This is a genomic window from Kluyvera sp. 1366, assembly GCF_054823405.1.
This window is the reverse complement of sequence record NZ_JBTRDW010000006.1, coordinates 196141-211300: the sequence shown is the minus strand read 5'-3', so window position 1 is coordinate 211300 and position 15160 is coordinate 196141. Positions and strand designations below refer to the sequence as shown.

Here is a 15160-nt window from a genome sequence, read left to right as displayed (position 1 = left end):
GGTGATTGGCGTAGCGGAAATAATCAAGTAGTATTGACCCGCATCTTACAAATCATTAACAAAAAATCGCTCGAAGGAGAGGTTGATGGAAAGCAAAGTAGTTGTTCCGGCGGAAGGTCAAAAAATCACCCTGGATCAGGGAAAACTGAATGTTCCGAATAACCCGATTATTCCTTACATTGAAGGTGACGGTATCGGCGTTGATGTTTCCCCGGTAATGTTGAAAGTGGTTGATGCCGCTGTGAAGAAAGCCTACAAGGGCGAGCGAAAAATTTCCTGGATGGAAATTTATACCGGCGAAAAATCAGTAGAACTCTACGGCCAGGACGTCTGGCTGCCGCAGGAAACCCTCGATTTAATCAAAGAATATCGCGTTGCCATCAAAGGCCCGCTGACTACTCCAGTTGGTGGCGGTATTCGTTCTCTGAACGTTGCGCTGCGTCAGGAGCTGGATCTGTACGTTTGTCTGCGTCCGGTTCGCTACTACAAAGGCACGCCAAGCCCGGTTAAGCGTCCAGAAGAGACCGACATGGTGATCTTCCGTGAAAACTCAGAAGATATCTATGCCGGTATCGAGTGGAAAGCGGGCACGCCAGAAGCGGATAAAGTGATCAAGTTCCTGCGCGAAGAGATGGGCGTGAAGAAAATTCGCTTCCCTGAGCAGTGCGGTATCGGCGTTAAGCCATGCTCGGAAGAGGGCACTAAACGTCTGGTGCGCGCAGCGGTTGAATACACCATCACCAACGACCGTGATTCTCTGACCCTGGTTCACAAAGGCAACATCATGAAGTTCACCGAAGGTTCTTTCAAAGACTGGGGTTACCAGTTAGTGAAAGAAGAGTTCGGCGGCAAGCTGATCGATGGCGGCCCGTGGATGAAGTTCAAGAACCCGAACACCGGTAAAGAGATCATCGTTAAAGACGTGATCGCCGACGCCTTCCTGCAGCAGATCCTGCTGCGTCCGGCGGAATACGACGTGATCGCCTGTATGAACCTGAACGGTGACTACATCTCTGATGCCCTGGCGGCACAGGTTGGCGGCATCGGTATCGCACCAGGCGCCAACATCGGTGACGAATGCGCCCTGTTCGAAGCGACGCACGGTACAGCACCGAAGTATGCAGGTCAGGATAAAGTGAACCCAGGTTCAGTGATTCTGTCGGCAGAAATGATGCTGCGCCACCTGGAGTGGTTCGAAGCGGCTGACCTGATCGTTAAAGGTGTTGAAGGCGCTATTGCTAACAAAACCGTGACCTACGATTTCGAACGTCTGATGGACGGCGCTAAACTGCTGAAATGTTCAGAGTTTGGTGACGCGATCATCAGCAACATGTAATTTGCCACTCGGGCAGAAAGCATAACGGGAGCCAATGGCTCCCTTTTTTTGTCTAAAGTTCGCGGATAATCTCGGTTTATTGCCTTGCCAGCACCGACTGAGCATCGATAATCATGCATTTTCCTGTGCAGCTCTCATTGCCGGTGATCACTGGCGATTTGGTTAGAGTGTAATTCATACCCGCTTCTTTTTTTACGGTGAATGCCATACCGGCAAACGTCCACGGCATGCCTAAAGATAAAGAACCAAACTCATCATATTTCGATGATTTTGCAATTTTTGGCAAATTCTCACTATTTAAGCGGTAGTATAGGGCGCCATCGAAATCTTTGGCGACTACTTTAGTTATTTCGTCTTTTAAAAGGGCATACTCTTTTTGCTGAGGTGAAGAAAAACCCTCTTTAATATTGTTGGCTGCAAGCCATCCGGCAGCGACAGGTAGCAATAGATAAAGGAATCGTGAGTATTTTGTCTTATCGATCACCACGAATAGCCCGATAAGGAAGCAAGACGTGGTAATCAGCGAGAGCGCACTGATTGTTCGGTAAGCCGCCCAACTCTCTGTCACCAATAGGTTTGGTGTCACTGCTGCAACAGCGAACAGTAAAGATAAAATCACTTTCTCCTTGCCGTTCCCGCTAATTTTTTTCAGCCCAATAAAGATGAATAACAGAGAGATGATAACCGATAGTGCTTTTCTGCCAGTGTCAAAATTACAGATGGCATTTTTCAATGGCTCTACAAAGAACCATTTTATTTTTCCCATGAGATCGATGGTAATGTTACTTCTTGAAAGTGTCTCGCCGAATAACAGGAGCGGGATGACTTTGGCTAATATTAATGCCATCAACATGCCAAAGAAAATAATTAAGAATGTACGAATGAGTTCCTTTTTATCGACTTTACGTGAAGTCAGGCAAGTGTCCATAAACGCAAAAAAAAGAAAACACATGGCAGTGGGCTGGTAAATAGCGAAAGAGAGCGTAATCAGCAAGGCTGACAAGATGACTCCCTTGATACCGCGCAATCGGGTTAACGCTGAGTAACTCCATCCTGCAAGCAGAATAGACGTCACAAAAGGAAAACATACTGACCAGGCGTTGAATACCTGAAAAGAGGGCAGTAAACAGATCACTAAAGAGAATATAACTCTCTGCAGTGGATTTTTAAGGATATCTCTCTCAGAGATAAATTTGTAAAAGTAACAGCTTAGTAATATGAGAGAGGCAACGGATAGCACTCTTATCAGTATCAATGAGTCCAGGCTGGATATCAGGAAAGAGAAACCATAGCGCAAAGCACCATAGGCCGGCCTTCCAGAAAGGACGTCCCACTTGAAAATGCTGGCAGGATCAGTTTGGGCGCTGAACAGATAGTACCAATCATCCGAAAAGGCATAGCTTGAAAGAAAGACAGGGCTATAGCAAACCAATAATGCCGCAGCTAAAAAAAGATAAACTTTAAAGTTATTACAAGCTATGTTTGTCATCTGCTTCCTTTTTAATATATCGAGGTCTATGCTTGGTTTCAATATATATCCTGCCAATATATTCACCTAGCACACCTATTCCAATTAATTGAATTCCACCCAAAAACAGTATTGATACCAGTAGTGATGGATAACCTGCAACCGGGTTACCCCATATTATTTTATCAATGATCATCCACGCGCCATAAACGAACGACAGGAATGCGACAAAAAAACCAATATAGGTCCACACTCTGAGCGGAAAGGTTGAGAAACTGGTCAGCCCTTCAAGCGCTAAATTCCAAAGTCGCCATCCGTTAAACTTTGCCTCTCCCGCAACGCGCGCTGAACGGCTATATTCCACGATGGCAGCATCACCCTCCACCCAACTCAGGATGCCTTTCATAAATAGATTGCGTTCCTGCAATTGCTTAATGTTTTCGACAGTCGCGCGAGAAAGTAAACGAAAGTCTCCAACATTTTCTTCTAGCTTTGGTGAACTGATCTTATTATGCAGTTTATAAAACCATGCAGCAGTTTTACGCTTGAAATGACTATCGCTACTGCGGTCATTGCGTTTTGCCAGCACAATGGGCCATCCCTCTTGCCATTTGCTTATTAGCAAGGGAATCACTTCGATGGGATCCTGTAAATCAACGTCAACCGGAATGACTGCATCACCGGTAGCATGTTCAAGTCCGGCAAGCAGCGCGGTTTCTTTACCAAAGTTACGAATAAAATCAATGACTAATACAGATTCGTCATCATCCCGCAGCGACTTAATAATCTGCTCTGTTCTATCGGTACTGCCATCATTAATGAAGACAATTTCGAGAGGGTAAGAAGAGAGTTTTTCTTTAACGGTACGATAGAATATCGGGATTGCATCTTCTTCATTGAAGACGGGAACGACCAGAGAAATTTTCACTTTTTCACCTTAAAAACAATAAAGTTTGAATAGATGAAGCCGAATACCAGGCTTATTATAGAAAATGAAATAAGCGTGATAATCGGATTAATATGCGTATGATCGGCGAAACTGCCGATGCCGGCGGCCATTATGCCCATAAAGGCCACGAAGATGACATAGCGAAAAGTTGTCGCTTCGGCTTTAAACGTCCAGCGTGCATTGGCAAAAAATGAAAATGTTACCGCGACAATGAAAGCCAACAGATTAGCCAGCCATTGGCGGGTATTAAGAGAATACAGGGCTGCAAACACCATCCAATGAATCAGTGTGTTAATGATGCCAACTGATAAAAAACGTGAGAATAATTTCAACATAGTGAAATATTAGCCATGACGACATCATTATTTGCAAAATAGATGCGAATTTTACATGGAGGGGTACGATAAATAAAGTTGAAAAATCAGCGTCCTCACCGGTATGTCATAAGCGCAGGCTATTCACTCATCGTCAGAAAAAACGGAAGCTAATCGCTTCCGTTTTTTTAATGCATTAATCGACTTGCTGCTCATTGGGTTTGGCGATTTGAGCGCGCTCCTGCGACAGTCGCCAGAAATCGCTGCCACCCGGTTGCTGGTACATCCGCAGCGAGAAGTGACCGACGATCGCATAGATATACTCAAAAATGGCCGACTGCGAATCCTCGTAATCCACCCACAGCACTGACGAGGTGAAGCAATAAACCTCCACCGGCAAACCCTCGGGCGAAGGCTTCATGGCGCGTACCACGATATACATATCCTTTTTGATATCGTCGCGCTGCGACAGCCACGCCGTCAGGTATTTACGAAACACCGTCAGATTGGTAATGCCGTTTTCTGCAAACCAGCGTTCGCCCACCGCATTGCTATCGCGGCCATCCATCAGTGCTGAAAGTTGCTCACTGACGCCGCGGATTTGGCTCATCTGCTGCACCATCTCGTGATCGAGAAAGCGTATCGACATCTGATCAAGATGGAAACTGCGCATAATGCGGCGCGCGCCGGAGGAGAACATCGCCTGCCAGTTGGTGTAGGTTTCGGTGAGGAAGTTTTTGGTGGGGATACGCGACAGCGTATTGTCCCAGTTGCGAATGGTGATGGTATGCAGCGCGATATCGATCACTTCGCCGCTGATGCCGTTATCCGGCATCTCAATCCAGTCGCCGAGCTGCAGCACATCGTTCGATGACACCTGAATATTGGCCACCAGCGACATCAGCGTATGCTGGAACACCAACATCAATACCGCCGCTACGGCACCCAAACTGGAGATAATAATCACCGGCGATTTATTCGACATAATCGCCAGAATCATAATCGCCGAAATAATGTGCACCAGAATCTTGCCGACCTGGATATAACCCTTGATCGAGTGATTTTTGCGCTTTGCTTTTTTCGAATAGGAGTTATTAACAATCTCCAGCACTTCGGTAAAGAACAGCGATAAATAGACGAAGAACAGAATGCCGCAGATGGTCTTAATAGCGATCAACAGATGCTCGGGTAAATCTGGCATAAACTGCAGCAGATAATAGACCGTGATCACTGGGATAAAGTTAGAGAGCTTCTCCGACAGCCTGACGTCCTTATCCAGCGGCACCTGATTTTTGTGCGTGCTGAAGAACACCTTTCTGACCACTTTAACGATAAAGAATTTACAGATCAGATGGGCGATCATGCCGGCAAACATCAATAATACCAGGCTGAAAGCGGCCGACAGCACCGTGTTACCCTCAATAAAACTTTGTATCTTGCTTAAATAATTCATTTCAACCACATGCCGGACAGTGTTGGCGGGAATTCAAACATAATCGCGCCGATGGCGATATGCGACGCGTGCGCATTAGTCTACACCATCGTGGGTTTACATTCCCTTTCGCAGAACTTTGAAACAGTTAACATTTACGTGCTGATGGCAGTGTGCATTAAAGACTAAACCGTTATCTTCAGCGCTTACGATTCAGGAGGTGGTATGCAAGGTGTAATCAAGTTCGTTAAGGGCTGGCTGCTGTTTTCGCTGTTGTGGGGCATCTTTATGTGGTTTGTTTCGTGGCAGGCGCAGGGCAAAGAGATCGGCATGGTGATCGTGATGAGCTTGTATGCGGGATTAATTTACCAGGCGCTGATGACCATGGTTGCGCGATACAAAGCACGGCGCGCGCAGGTGTAGTTGTACACAACTGACTACAGAGCTTTGCGGCACATTGACGCTCATTTTCATTTACTCGGGCAATCTGAGCCGACATATCTCAGCTTGCTGGAAAAAGAACGATGGGAAAGAAAGTTGTCGCTGCGTGGTTTTTTCTGCTGCTGTCTGTGGTTGCTTGCGCACAGCCTTCAAGCTCAATAACGTTAACCCTGCAGCACGATCGTCATTTGAAGATGGAAAACAGCACCGCAGATGTGGCTGAAACGCCGGATGAACATATCAAAGAAGGAATATATGAAGTGGGTCAGCACCATTAAAATCGGGGCCTTGAGGCCCCGTTTTAACGGATTACTTACGTCCGAGCAGAAAACCGACAATCACACCAATGCTGGCTGCAACTGCCAGGCCGGTCGCGGGGTTATCGCGTACCGATTTCACCACACAATCCGCTGCATCCTGAACCGCATAGCTGGCCTGAGCCGGATAACGACGCGCCGCGCCTTTGGCTTCATGACGGCGTGAACCGGTGAATTGACCAAATTTTTCCTGGACGGCACCCGCCGCTTCATTCAATTTTGCTTCCGCTTTGTCGCTCATAATGACTCCCTGATCGTGGTGAATGTCCTGTAAAGCGTAGTCAGAGAAACTGCAGGCAGCAAATGACGCAGCGGTAAAGGTTGTAACAGCAGTTTGCAGTACGCAAAAATTCTGCGCATGCCAGCGGAGTGGGAAAGCGAAAACCTGAAGTTAGCGCTGACCGCGATAAGCCGGATACCAGCTCACCAGAAAGTGACGCAGGTGGTCAAAACACCATTCGGCATCGTCGGCCTGCTGGCAGTAATAGCGCAAGGTCACTTTTTCGTAGCGCATGTGGCGCTGCTGCAGCGGAGACCAGCTCCAATCAAGCACCGCACGAGCGTAGTTGATTAGCGTGCCACTCTGCATGTTGTGCTGCTTCTCCTGACGGCTGAGGTAGATTTCAAACGCCTGATCGAGGCTTTGCGTCTCTTCCGTATTGAAGCCTGCCACCGTCGGACGAAATGCCACATCGATAAATCCGCACACGCCATCGTCACGTTGCTGCCAGTCGCAGGCCAGGGTCATAAATAAGCCATCCTGCAGATTCACTTCTTCCAGCAGGCGCCGCATATTTTCGGAGTGTTTACCGGCGGTGATCTCATCAATACGATCGGTTTCCAGCGTGAGGTCAAATCCACAGGGATTCACCGAGCCATCCGCATTGGTGCTGGCCGGAAAGGGGAAATCGATATAGCCATTGTTATCCAGACTCTTTTCCATCATGCAGGTCCGCCGCGTGCGATGGGCAGACAATAAACCATCTCACGCTGCGACGCACGGCTTATGGGCACGTCCAGGTAATCATGGTGTTCTGATAAGGATTGATCAGGCGGAACTGTTTATCAGACAGGCGTTGCGCGTAAAAGCCCTCCGCGGTGATGGCCGATGGCACGTACTGAAAGCGATCGGTGGAGTGCAGCGTACCGCTTTGCACCTTCACGCCATCGCGCGATACGGCGAAGGCGCTCACCAAATCAAAGATCCGCGCCTGCGTGTTGCCCATCGATTGTCCATAAATCGTCGACACTTCGCCCGGACAGTCGACACCTTTCGGTGCGGAACTGCAGCCAGCTAACATTAAAAGGGTGAGTACAACCGTGATTCGCCACATGAGCACCTGCTTCATTCCCTGGTTTGCCATGGCACGCCTATGCGTACTGATAAGTGGATCATAGCAGGTCTGACGCTGCTTCCCATTTGTCATTTGTATAATCGTTAAGCGGAAGGAATGTAAAGGGGTGACTTTACTAGCAGAGAAACGGTATTCTTGCCAGCGTTGCGCACCAGGTAAGCAAAACAAGGGTAAATTAATGAAAGAAGAAGAAGCGAGTTTAATGATTCTTCAGCACGCGATCGACAAATTAGAAGCCGACAAAAAGAAGCAGGTAATGAACTGCGTAGCGGCCATTCAGGAAGTGATGCAGCGTTTTGAAGCCGAAGAAGCCGGACTGGCATTGATGTTGGTCGCGGCGCAAGTGGCCGCTGAATAGTGCCTGCTCCCGCAGAATCTCATTGCGCTTGATGTACCAGGCTTTGCTGTTGTTGGATGAAGTTTATGGAATGCAGCAGCAAGGCCAATCACGCCACGAAATCATCATTTAACCTCAGCGGAGAACCCAATGAAGGCACTAGTCATGGCCGTTGGCGTGCTGGCATGTCAGATAGCGCCCGCCTGGAGCGAAACCGAATACCAAATCACCTGTCCCGGCCGTCCGACTATGACGGTATCGCGTGCCGAGTATGGTTTGAGTACGTTAATGTGGCCAACGCGCCACTTCCAGATTGCTGCCGGGCAGCAGCGCACCAGCCTGAAAGGGGCGATAAAGTCGCCATCACCCGTTTTCGTAATGGCGATCAGTTAATCGTGAATAAAAAGAACGATGAAACTTTCTTCGTCTACGCCAACAGCAACAAGTTGTTGCCCTGCAGCCGCACCGATAAGCGCGATGCGCAGATTCTGTCGCTGGAACGCTACGACGACAGCGCGCGTCCAAACTCGTGAGTTAATAGCCCGGTTTGATGAGTTGCCGCTGGCGCAAATCCAGCGGCGACTGTTCCGCCTCATCAATGGCTGCCAGCCAGCTCTGCAAATTCACCTTAGCCCACGAAAGATGTCCGCGCGTGGTGCTCATCAGCACGACATCCGGGCGTAACGAGCGATACAACTCCAGCGACTGCTGCAGTTCGGTGGGATTGCTTTCAGGCATCAGCACGCTGATCCAGCGGTTGTAATCGCGGGTCAGCGTATCGCCGACAAACAGATAAGTGTGGCCGAGCGGCGAGTGGTAGAGATAGCTGCTGCTGCCGGGCGTGTGTCCGGGCGTCGGCAGCAGGTGAAAATCGCCGAAGTGCGTCTCTTGCTGTGTAAAGGTTTCGTCGGGCTCAATCACCAAACTGACCGGCCCGAGCGAACGACTGTGGCAATAGAGCGCGCTATTAAAGCGCTGCTGAATGGCGATCGCTCCCGGCGCGGCTTCGTGCCAGTGAGTTAAATAGTGGCGAATGACGCCGCCGGCATCGTTAAGGAACTCATGATCGAGCGGATGCTCCACGCGGCCAATCAATAAATTGCCGCGTGGGTGGCACAGCATAAAGCCATGCATCATTAAGTCACTCGCCGTCTCTTCGGCGGGGAATTCTGGCGTGGAGATCCACAAATCGTCGTACAGTGGCTTCATTGTCGGTCTCCTGCGGCAACACGTTAGCGCAATGTCGGATGGCCGGTGAAGGCGAACTGTGCTTCTCCATTCTCAATCTGCAACGTGGCGCTAGCGCCCAGCGGCAGCGTCACGGTATCGGCATCGTGTCCAAAAGCCAGATCGCTAATCACTGGAATCTGAAACTCGTCACGAATGCGCTGCCACACGGTGGCAAAATCAAAACCGTTGTCATACGCCGACAGCGATGTGCTGGTAAAGCTGCCGGTAATAATCGCTTGCTGGCGCGACAAAATGCCACTCTGCTGCAGCTGAATCAGCATGCGCTCGATACGGAACGGATGTTCGTTCACATCTTCGATCACCAGAATGCCGCCTTCAATTTGCGGCATCCACGGCGTACCAATCAGCGAGCAAATCATCGCTAAATTGCCGCCCCATAACGTGCCTTGCCAGCGGCCGTGATCCGGGCTGGTGCTGCGCCAGCTTAGATTGACTGTAGGTGATGTCAGCGTTTGCCAAAAGTGCGATTCGGTAAAATCAGATAATGCCTCGGCGCCGAAGTTACCGGCCAACATCGGCCCGCTAAAGGTGATCAGCCCGATTTGTGCCAGTAACGCCAGTTGTAGCGCGGTGAAATCGCTATGGCCGCACAGCGCCACCGGTTGATTGAGCAATCGACGTTGCAGGCCAACGTAATCGATCTTATCCAGCAAACGTGAAGCGCCGTAGCCGCCACGCACCGCCAACACGATATCGGGCAGCGCCTCCAGCGTGGCCAGCGCATTGATATCATTCAGCCGCTGCGCATCATCGCCGGCAAAGCGTTGAAAGCGGCGGGTGATCGCCGATAGATTGTCAAGATGATGGCCAGCAGCCTGTAAACGACTCACCGCGCGCTGGGCGGCGTCCTGATTGTGGCAATAACCGGAAGGGGCGATGAGACGTAGCGTGCGGGGAGTAACCATAACTTCCATCCTGCTGTAGAGTGGCCTGCTGATGATGACGAAATGCGTTATCGAAGTCACGGTAGCATAAGGTTTTTTACCGATTTAGGATAAACGGTAATTTTGCATCGCGCTGCGCCAGGTATGATAGCTTGCGCCAACCCTATTGCGGAACCAAAAATCAGTGAAAATTCGCCTACTTATGCTTTCTGCACTGCTGCTTGCTGGCTGTTCCAGCGAGCCGGAAAAACCGGCACTGCCCGAGAAGAATACGCCGTTAACTCAGGCACCGCCGTCGAAAGTAAATGATGCATGGTCAATGTTTACCGAAGATGCCGCCAGTCATTATGGCGTTGATGAGAAGTTAATCAGCGCCATTATTAGTGTCGAATCCGGAGGCAATCCCACCGTGGTGAGCCGTTCCAATGCGGTTGGTCTGATGCAAATTAAGGCCTCGACCGCGGGCCGCGAAGTCTATCGCATCCAGGGCCGTCATGGTCAGCCATCCTCGTCCGAGCTGCGCGATCCGGCGAAGAACATCGATATTGGCGCGGCTTACCTGAAAATTCTGCAGGATTCCGCCTTAGCCGGAATTCGCGATCCGCTGACCCTGCGTTACGCCACCATTGTCTCCTACGCCAACGGTGCTGGTGCCTTGCTGCATACTTTCTCACGTGACCGCGACCGTGCTATTGCGATGATCAATTCCATGACGCCGGACGAGTTTTACCAGCACGTACAGAATAAGCATCCGGCGGCGCAGGCCCCGCGTTATTTATGGAAAGTCACCACCGCCTACCGTACCATCGGTTGATGCTGTACACCTATCTGTTGCGGCGCGATTTATGACGCAATGAATTGCGCCGCTACACCAACAATCGCGCCGTCGGATAATCCACAATCAACACCTGCACATAACCGCCGCGCAACGCCCCGCGAATCGCCTGCGCTTTCTCTTTGCCGCCCGCTAACGCCACCACCTGAGGACAGCGTTTTACCTGCGCCAACTCCATACCAATTACCGGATCTTCCTCTGCGTTCAGCACCGGTTGACCGTCGGCGTCAAAATAGTGCAGGCAGATATCGCCTACCGCGCCGCGTTCGGCCAGCGTTTGCAGCATCTCACCGTCGTAATAGTTGCCGGAATTACGCAGCAGGGCGGACGGCTCGAGATCGCCGATGCCGACAATCGCCAGGTCCACCTGATCAAACTTTTCCAGTACCACCGCGACATCGGGATTAACCGATAAACGCTGGCGATCCTTTACCGAGTGTTCGATTGATTGCGACGGCAGCAGCCACGCCGGACAACTCAGCAGCGCCGCGAGATTCTGCGTCAAAATCGTGGCCTGCACATTGCCGTTAGCGCCCACGCCGCCCAGCAGCTGAATGACGCCTTGGCACGGCGCGCTGAGCGGATGCAGCGCATCGACCATGGCGCGAATGGTGCCGCTCCAGGAGGAAATGCCAATCAGCTCATCGGCACGCACCCGCGTTTCCAGATAGTGCGCGGCGGCGGAACCGATCGCCTGTTTGATCTGCAATGCAGAAGCCTGATCCGGCACATCCACCACAATCACCTGCGGCAGTTGATACAGCTGCTCAATGGCTTTTTCCAGCTCAGGGAACACATTGGCCGGCGGCACCACGCTGATCTTCACCACACCTTCTTTCACGCTGCGATTAAGGATGCGCGACACAAAAGATTGCGACAGCTTCAACAGCTGCGCAATGTCGGACTGCTTCCTGCCTTCCACATAATAAAGCGTGGCGATTTTCACCATCAGCCGCTGTTCATCCTGTTTTGCCATGGTTTTTTCTCTCTCTTAACCTGCCTGGTATTGTTAATCAGCCTGTCATAAATAACAACGCAGAACATTTTGTGATCGTTTTCGCTTTTTGAGGATCGGGCAATGGACGTGCTCAAGAAGCCAGCGCATAGTCATTATGCATATAAAATCGCAATTGAATATATATTCAATCGGAGATAACAAATGAAAGCCTCTGTCCTCAAAGTCTCTCTACTTGCTTCAATCATGATGATCTCGGCGGCGTCGCTGGCGGCGGATAAGGGGTTGCTGGCCATTATTACGCCATCGCATGATAACCCGTTCTTTAAGGCCGAAGCCGACGGCGCGCAGGAGAAAGCCAAAGCCCTCGGTTACACCACGCTGGTGGCCTCGCATGATGATGACGTGAATAAGCAAAATCAGCTGATTGAAACCGCCATCGCGCGCAAAGCCAAAGCCATCATTCTTGATAACGCCGGTGCAGATGCCACCGTTGGCCCGGTGCAAAAAGCCAAAGATGCCGGCATTCCTACCTTCCTGATTGACCGCGAAATCAATAAAACCGGCATCGCCGTAGCGCAAATCGTCTCCAACAACTATCAGGGCGCACAGCTCGGTGCCGAGAAGTTCGCCAAACTGCTGAACGGCAAAGGGGATTATGTCGAGCTGCTGGGCAAAGAGTCAGATACCAATGCGGGTGTACGTTCGCAGGGATATCACGATGTGCTGGATGATTATCCCGATCTGAAGATGGTGGCGCAGCAAAGTGCCAACTGGAGCCAGACTGAAGCCTTCAGCCGCATGGAAACCATCCTGCAGAAGAACCCGAATATCGTTGGCGTGATCTCCGGTAACGACACCATGGCGCTCGGTGCGGAAGCGGCGCTGAAAGCGGCGGGCAAAACCAATGTGATTGTGGTCGGCTTCGACGGCAGCGATTACACCCGCGACTCCATCCTCAATAAAGGCAACATCAAAGCGACGGTGCTGCAGCCGGGCTGGGATCAGGCGCAGATGGCCGTCGAGCAGGTGGATTACTACCTGAAGAACGGCAAAGCGCAGAAAGAGGAGAAGCAGCTGATGGATTGCGTGCTGATTGACGACAGCAACGCCGCGAAGCTGAAAACCTTTAAGCTGGCGCCATAACATGGAGGCCGGCATGAAGGGGAAAGCGCTGAGCGGCACGCTGGTGGCGCTGCTGACGCTGATGTTAGCCGCCTGCACCGTGGTGGATCTCGATGCCAACGGCAAACCCATCATGCCGAAAGATCCCAACGCCAAACCGGGCTACAGCGATCAAACGCCGCAGCAGATTGCGGAGTCAAGCTGGGCCAGCCGCGTGCAGCAGCCAGCTGAGAAGCAGGCGCTGAGCTGGGCGGATATGGAAACCAAAAGCCACACCGTCAAAGCGGGCGGCAGCGAAAGCGTGTTTGTGCGCGCGGCAGGCACGGTAACGGCGTTTGATAACAGCAACGAGCGGGAACGCAGTCTCACCATGACCATCAACGGCAAGCCGGTGAAAGTGTTGATTGGTCCGGTGCTGCGCGGCAACGCGATTCGCGATGCAGCCGGTTTCCGCTTTGAAGAGTTTACTAATCAGGTGCAGTACGCGCAGCTCACCAAAGCACTCAATCGCCACGCGGTGAAACAGCTGCCCGCAGTGGATGCCAGTTGGGTGGGCAAACCGGCGCAGGCGCTGCTGGCCGTCAGCATGGGCGCAGGCACGGTGGATGAGGTGGTTGCGGTGCAGCTGCAGCAGGGGAATCCATAATGAGCGACGAGATCATTCTGCAAGCGAATCAGATGTCGATGCTGTTCCCTGGCACCTTAGCGCTGGATCGCGTGGATTACCGCGTGTGGCGCGGCAAAGTCAACGTCATCATTGGCGAAAACGGCGCGGGCAAATCGACGCTAATGAAGATTCTCGCCGGCGTGCAGCAACCGACCAGCGGTGAGATGTTCCTGAACGGTAACAAAGTGGCGTTTCACAGCACGCGAGACGCCGCGCGTCACGGCATCGGCATGGTGCATCAGGAGCTCAACCTGTTTGAGAACCTCAGCGTAGCGGAGAACATTTTCCTTGGCCGGGAAATCCAAAGCGGCATTCGGCCCATCAATGAAGCCGAGCAGAAACGCCGCACCGCCGCGCTGATGCAGCGCCTCGATCAGCCAATTTCACCGGATGAGAAGGTCGGCAGCCTGAAGGTTGGCCAGCAGCAATTGGTGGAGATCGCCAAAGCGCTGGCGGAGGACGCTGACATTTTGATCCTCGACGAACCGACCTCGGCGCTGAGCAAAACTGAAGTGGAGATCCTGTTTCGGGTGATCCGCGAACTGACGCGTCAGGGCGTCTCAATCATCTATATCTCGCATCGGCTCGAGGAGCTGATGGCGATTGGTGATGTGATCACCATTCTGCGCGACGGGCGTTTTCAGGCCGAAGCGCAGGTCAGCGATATCGACGTGCCGTGGATCGTGCGCGAAATGCTGGGCAGTGAACCGGTCGGCACTTTCCTGCCGCCGGATCGCCAGTTCGGTGCGCCGGTGCTGGAAGCCGAACACATCACCTGCGTCAGCCCGAACGGCAACACGCTGGTGGATGATGTCAGTTTTCAGGTGCGTTCCGGAGAGATCGTCGGCATTTACGGGTTGATGGGCGCGGGGCGCACCGAACTGTTTGAGTGTTTGCTTGGCACGCAGCGTAACTATCTCGGCAAGCTGTGGCTCGACAGCAAACCGCTGCCGACGCGTCTGCCGACCGCTGAACGCATTCGTATGGGCATGAGTCTGGTGCCGGAGGATCGCAAACGCTCGGGCATTTTTCCCATCTCATCGGTGGCGAGTAATCTCACCATCGCCAGCCTGTGGCGGCGTCTGTCGCATCGCACCGTGATTTCAGAGCAGGCGGAACGCGAAGTGGTGACCAGCACCGTCGGCAATCTGGCAATCAAAATCTCCTCGCCGGATGTCGCCATTAGCGCACTGAGCGGCGGCAATCAGCAAAAGGTGGTGATTGGCCGATCGCTGCTGACCAATCCGCGCTTGCTGCTGCTGGATGAACCGAGCCGTGGTATCGACGTTGGTGCCAAAGGCGAAGTGTTCCGCATGATGGTGAAGCTGTCGGAGCAGGGCATTGCGGTGGTGTTCTCCACCTCAGATTTGAAAGAGATCATGGCCGTAGCCGATCGCATCATTGTGATGTCCGGCGGCAAATTGACTGCTGACCTGCCGCGCGCTGAAGCGGAAGAGGCGGCGCTGGTTAAAGCAAGCGCACAAGGGTTCTGAT

The 15160-nt window shown here is 51.9% G+C and carries 18 protein-coding genes and 1 pseudogene; 9 read left to right on the top strand and 10 right to left on the bottom strand.

What is annotated here, in order from left to right; all coding sequences use genetic code 11:
* Positions 1–85 precede the first annotated feature (85 nt).
* The gene (icd, locus tag ACVLVH_RS15160) at positions 86–1336 is read left to right on the top strand and encodes an NADP-dependent isocitrate dehydrogenase (protein WP_498949662.1); all 1251 of its coding nucleotides are present in this window, start codon (positions 86–88) and stop codon (positions 1334–1336) included.
* Positions 1337–1412: 76 nt separating this feature from the next.
* Here the strand turns inward: icd and ACVLVH_RS15155 are convergent, their stop codons facing one another.
* The 4 genes from ACVLVH_RS15155 to ACVLVH_RS15140 all read right to left on the bottom strand — a co-directional run bounded on the left by ACVLVH_RS15155 (position 1413) and on the right by ACVLVH_RS15140 (position 5520).
* Positions 1413–2825 (bottom strand): hypothetical protein, encoded by a 1413-nt coding sequence (locus ACVLVH_RS15155; RefSeq protein ID WP_498949660.1) that lies wholly within the window; start codon positions 2823–2825, stop codon positions 1413–1415.
* Positions 2806–3732, bottom strand: a complete 927-nt coding sequence (locus tag ACVLVH_RS15150; RefSeq protein WP_498949659.1) for a glycosyltransferase family 2 protein — start codon at positions 3730–3732, stop codon at positions 2806–2808. Before ACVLVH_RS15150 ends, ACVLVH_RS15155 begins: the two co-directional genes overlap by 20 nt.
* Positions 3729–4088: a GtrA family protein gene (locus ACVLVH_RS15145; protein ID WP_280172708.1), complete on the bottom strand. Its 360-nt coding sequence runs from the start codon at positions 4086–4088 to the stop codon at positions 3729–3731. Before ACVLVH_RS15145 ends, ACVLVH_RS15150 begins: the two co-directional genes overlap by 4 nt.
* A gap of 175 nt (positions 4089–4263) precedes the next feature.
* Positions 4264–5520, bottom strand: coding sequence for a mechanosensitive ion channel family protein (locus tag ACVLVH_RS15140; RefSeq protein ID WP_277974754.1), 1257 nt, complete (start codon positions 5518–5520; stop codon positions 4264–4266).
* Positions 5521–5724: 204 nt separating this feature from the next.
* Here ACVLVH_RS15140 and ACVLVH_RS15135 point away from each other — a divergent pair, with 204 nt between their 5' ends.
* Positions 5725–5922: a DUF6404 family protein gene (locus tag ACVLVH_RS15135; protein WP_007891509.1), complete on the top strand. Its 198-nt coding sequence runs from the start codon at positions 5725–5727 to the stop codon at positions 5920–5922.
* Between the two features lie 101 nt (positions 5923–6023).
* The gene (locus ACVLVH_RS15130) at positions 6024–6218 is read left to right on the top strand and encodes a hypothetical protein (RefSeq protein WP_498949656.1); all 195 of its coding nucleotides are present in this window, start codon (positions 6024–6026) and stop codon (positions 6216–6218) included.
* 31 nt (positions 6219–6249) lie between these two features.
* Here the strand turns inward: ACVLVH_RS15130 and ACVLVH_RS15125 are convergent, their stop codons facing one another.
* From ACVLVH_RS15125 to ACVLVH_RS15115, 3 genes are all read right to left on the bottom strand, one after another.
* Complete coding sequence (locus tag ACVLVH_RS15125; RefSeq protein WP_101760797.1) at positions 6250–6498, bottom strand: DUF883 family protein; 249 nt, start codon at positions 6496–6498, stop codon at positions 6250–6252.
* A gap of 150 nt (positions 6499–6648) precedes the next feature.
* Positions 6649–7200, bottom strand: a complete 552-nt coding sequence (locus ACVLVH_RS15120; protein WP_101761035.1) for a hypothetical protein — start codon at positions 7198–7200, stop codon at positions 6649–6651.
* Between the two features lie 61 nt (positions 7201–7261).
* A complete protein-coding gene (locus tag ACVLVH_RS15115) occupies positions 7262–7591 on the bottom strand; it encodes a hypothetical protein (protein ID WP_101761034.1) in 330 nt (109 codons plus the stop codon).
* A gap of 199 nt (positions 7592–7790) precedes the next feature.
* On the opposite strand from ACVLVH_RS15115, the gene ACVLVH_RS15110 reads away from it, so the two are divergent.
* Together ACVLVH_RS15110 and ACVLVH_RS15105 are read left to right on the top strand one after the other, a co-directional pair.
* Positions 7791–7970, top strand: a complete 180-nt coding sequence (locus tag ACVLVH_RS15110) for a hypothetical protein (protein WP_008108187.1) — start codon at positions 7791–7793, stop codon at positions 7968–7970.
* 129 nt (positions 7971–8099) lie between these two features.
* Positions 8100–8482 (top strand): annotated as a pseudogene (locus ACVLVH_RS15105) (hypothetical protein).
* A gap of 1 nt (position 8483) precedes the next feature.
* On the opposite strand, the gene ACVLVH_RS15100 reads toward ACVLVH_RS15105, so the two are convergent.
* Together ACVLVH_RS15100 and ldcA are read right to left on the bottom strand one after the other, a co-directional pair.
* Positions 8484–9158: an MBL fold metallo-hydrolase gene (locus ACVLVH_RS15100; protein ID WP_101760794.1), complete on the bottom strand. Its 675-nt coding sequence runs from the start codon at positions 9156–9158 to the stop codon at positions 8484–8486.
* 23 nt (positions 9159–9181) lie between these two features.
* Positions 9182–10105, bottom strand: coding sequence for a muramoyltetrapeptide carboxypeptidase (ldcA, locus tag ACVLVH_RS15095; protein ID WP_101760792.1), 924 nt, complete (start codon positions 10103–10105; stop codon positions 9182–9184).
* Between the two features lie 163 nt (positions 10106–10268).
* Between ldcA and emtA the strand changes: the two genes are divergently transcribed.
* Complete coding sequence (gene emtA / locus ACVLVH_RS15090) at positions 10269–10898, top strand: membrane-bound lytic murein transglycosylase EmtA (RefSeq protein ID WP_498949652.1); 630 nt, start codon at positions 10269–10271, stop codon at positions 10896–10898.
* A 52-nt stretch (positions 10899–10950) separates the two neighbouring features.
* On the opposite strand, the gene ACVLVH_RS15085 is transcribed toward emtA, so the two are convergent.
* Positions 10951–11895, bottom strand: a complete 945-nt coding sequence (locus tag ACVLVH_RS15085) for a sugar-binding transcriptional regulator (protein ID WP_498949650.1) — start codon at positions 11893–11895, stop codon at positions 10951–10953.
* Positions 11896–12078: 183 nt separating this feature from the next.
* On the opposite strand from ACVLVH_RS15085, the gene ACVLVH_RS15080 reads away from it, so the two are divergent.
* The 3 genes from ACVLVH_RS15080 to ACVLVH_RS15070 are packed head-to-tail and all read left to right on the top strand — an operon-like array spanning position 12079 to position 15159.
* A complete protein-coding gene (locus ACVLVH_RS15080) occupies positions 12079–13020 on the top strand; it encodes a D-ribose ABC transporter substrate-binding protein (protein ID WP_101760789.1) in 942 nt (313 codons plus the stop codon).
* A 13-nt stretch (positions 13021–13033) separates the two neighbouring features.
* Positions 13034–13645, top strand: coding sequence for a DUF2291 family protein (locus tag ACVLVH_RS15075; protein ID WP_498949648.1), 612 nt, complete (start codon positions 13034–13036; stop codon positions 13643–13645).
* On the top strand, positions 13645–15159 hold the full coding sequence (locus ACVLVH_RS15070; RefSeq protein ID WP_110865954.1) for a sugar ABC transporter ATP-binding protein: 1515 nt from the start codon (positions 13645–13647) through the stop codon (positions 15157–15159). Before ACVLVH_RS15075 ends, ACVLVH_RS15070 begins: the two co-directional genes overlap by 1 nt.
* The last annotated feature ends 1 nt before the right edge of the window (position 15160 follow it).

Coding starts and splice junctions, on each gene's coding strand:
- icd (WP_498949662.1), top strand. CDS start 86: ATGGAAAGCAAAGTAGTTGTTCCGGCGGAAGGTCAAAAAATCACCCTG.
- ACVLVH_RS15155 (WP_498949660.1), bottom strand. CDS start 2,825: ATGACAAACATAGCTTGTAATAACTTTAAAGTTTATCTTTTTTTAGCT.
- ACVLVH_RS15145 (WP_280172708.1), bottom strand. CDS start 4,088: ATGTTGAAATTATTCTCACGTTTTTTATCAGTTGGCATCATTAACACA.
- ACVLVH_RS15140 (WP_277974754.1), bottom strand. CDS start 5,520: ATGAATTATTTAAGCAAGATACAAAGTTTTATTGAGGGTAACACGGTG.
- ACVLVH_RS15135 (WP_007891509.1), top strand. CDS start 5,725: ATGCAAGGTGTAATCAAGTTCGTTAAGGGCTGGCTGCTGTTTTCGCTG.
- ACVLVH_RS15130 (WP_498949656.1), top strand. CDS start 6,024: ATGGGAAAGAAAGTTGTCGCTGCGTGGTTTTTTCTGCTGCTGTCTGTG.
- ACVLVH_RS15125 (WP_101760797.1), bottom strand. CDS start 6,498: ATGAGCGACAAAGCGGAAGCAAAATTGAATGAAGCGGCGGGTGCCGTC.
- ACVLVH_RS15120 (WP_101761035.1), bottom strand. CDS start 7,200: ATGGAAAAGAGTCTGGATAACAATGGCTATATCGATTTCCCCTTTCCG.
- ACVLVH_RS15115 (WP_101761034.1), bottom strand. CDS start 7,591: ATGTGGCGAATCACGGTTGTACTCACCCTTTTAATGTTAGCTGGCTGC.
- ACVLVH_RS15110 (WP_008108187.1), top strand. CDS start 7,791: ATGAAAGAAGAAGAAGCGAGTTTAATGATTCTTCAGCACGCGATCGAC.
- ACVLVH_RS15100 (WP_101760794.1), bottom strand. CDS start 9,158: ATGAAGCCACTGTACGACGATTTGTGGATCTCCACGCCAGAATTCCCC.
- ldcA (WP_101760792.1), bottom strand. CDS start 10,105: ATGGTTACTCCCCGCACGCTACGTCTCATCGCCCCTTCCGGTTATTGC.
- ACVLVH_RS15085 (WP_498949650.1), bottom strand. CDS start 11,895: ATGGCAAAACAGGATGAACAGCGGCTGATGGTGAAAATCGCCACGCTT.
- ACVLVH_RS15080 (WP_101760789.1), top strand. CDS start 12,079: ATGAAAGCCTCTGTCCTCAAAGTCTCTCTACTTGCTTCAATCATGATG.
- ACVLVH_RS15075 (WP_498949648.1), top strand. CDS start 13,034: ATGAAGGGGAAAGCGCTGAGCGGCACGCTGGTGGCGCTGCTGACGCTG.
- ACVLVH_RS15070 (WP_110865954.1), top strand. CDS start 13,645: ATGAGCGACGAGATCATTCTGCAAGCGAATCAGATGTCGATGCTGTTC.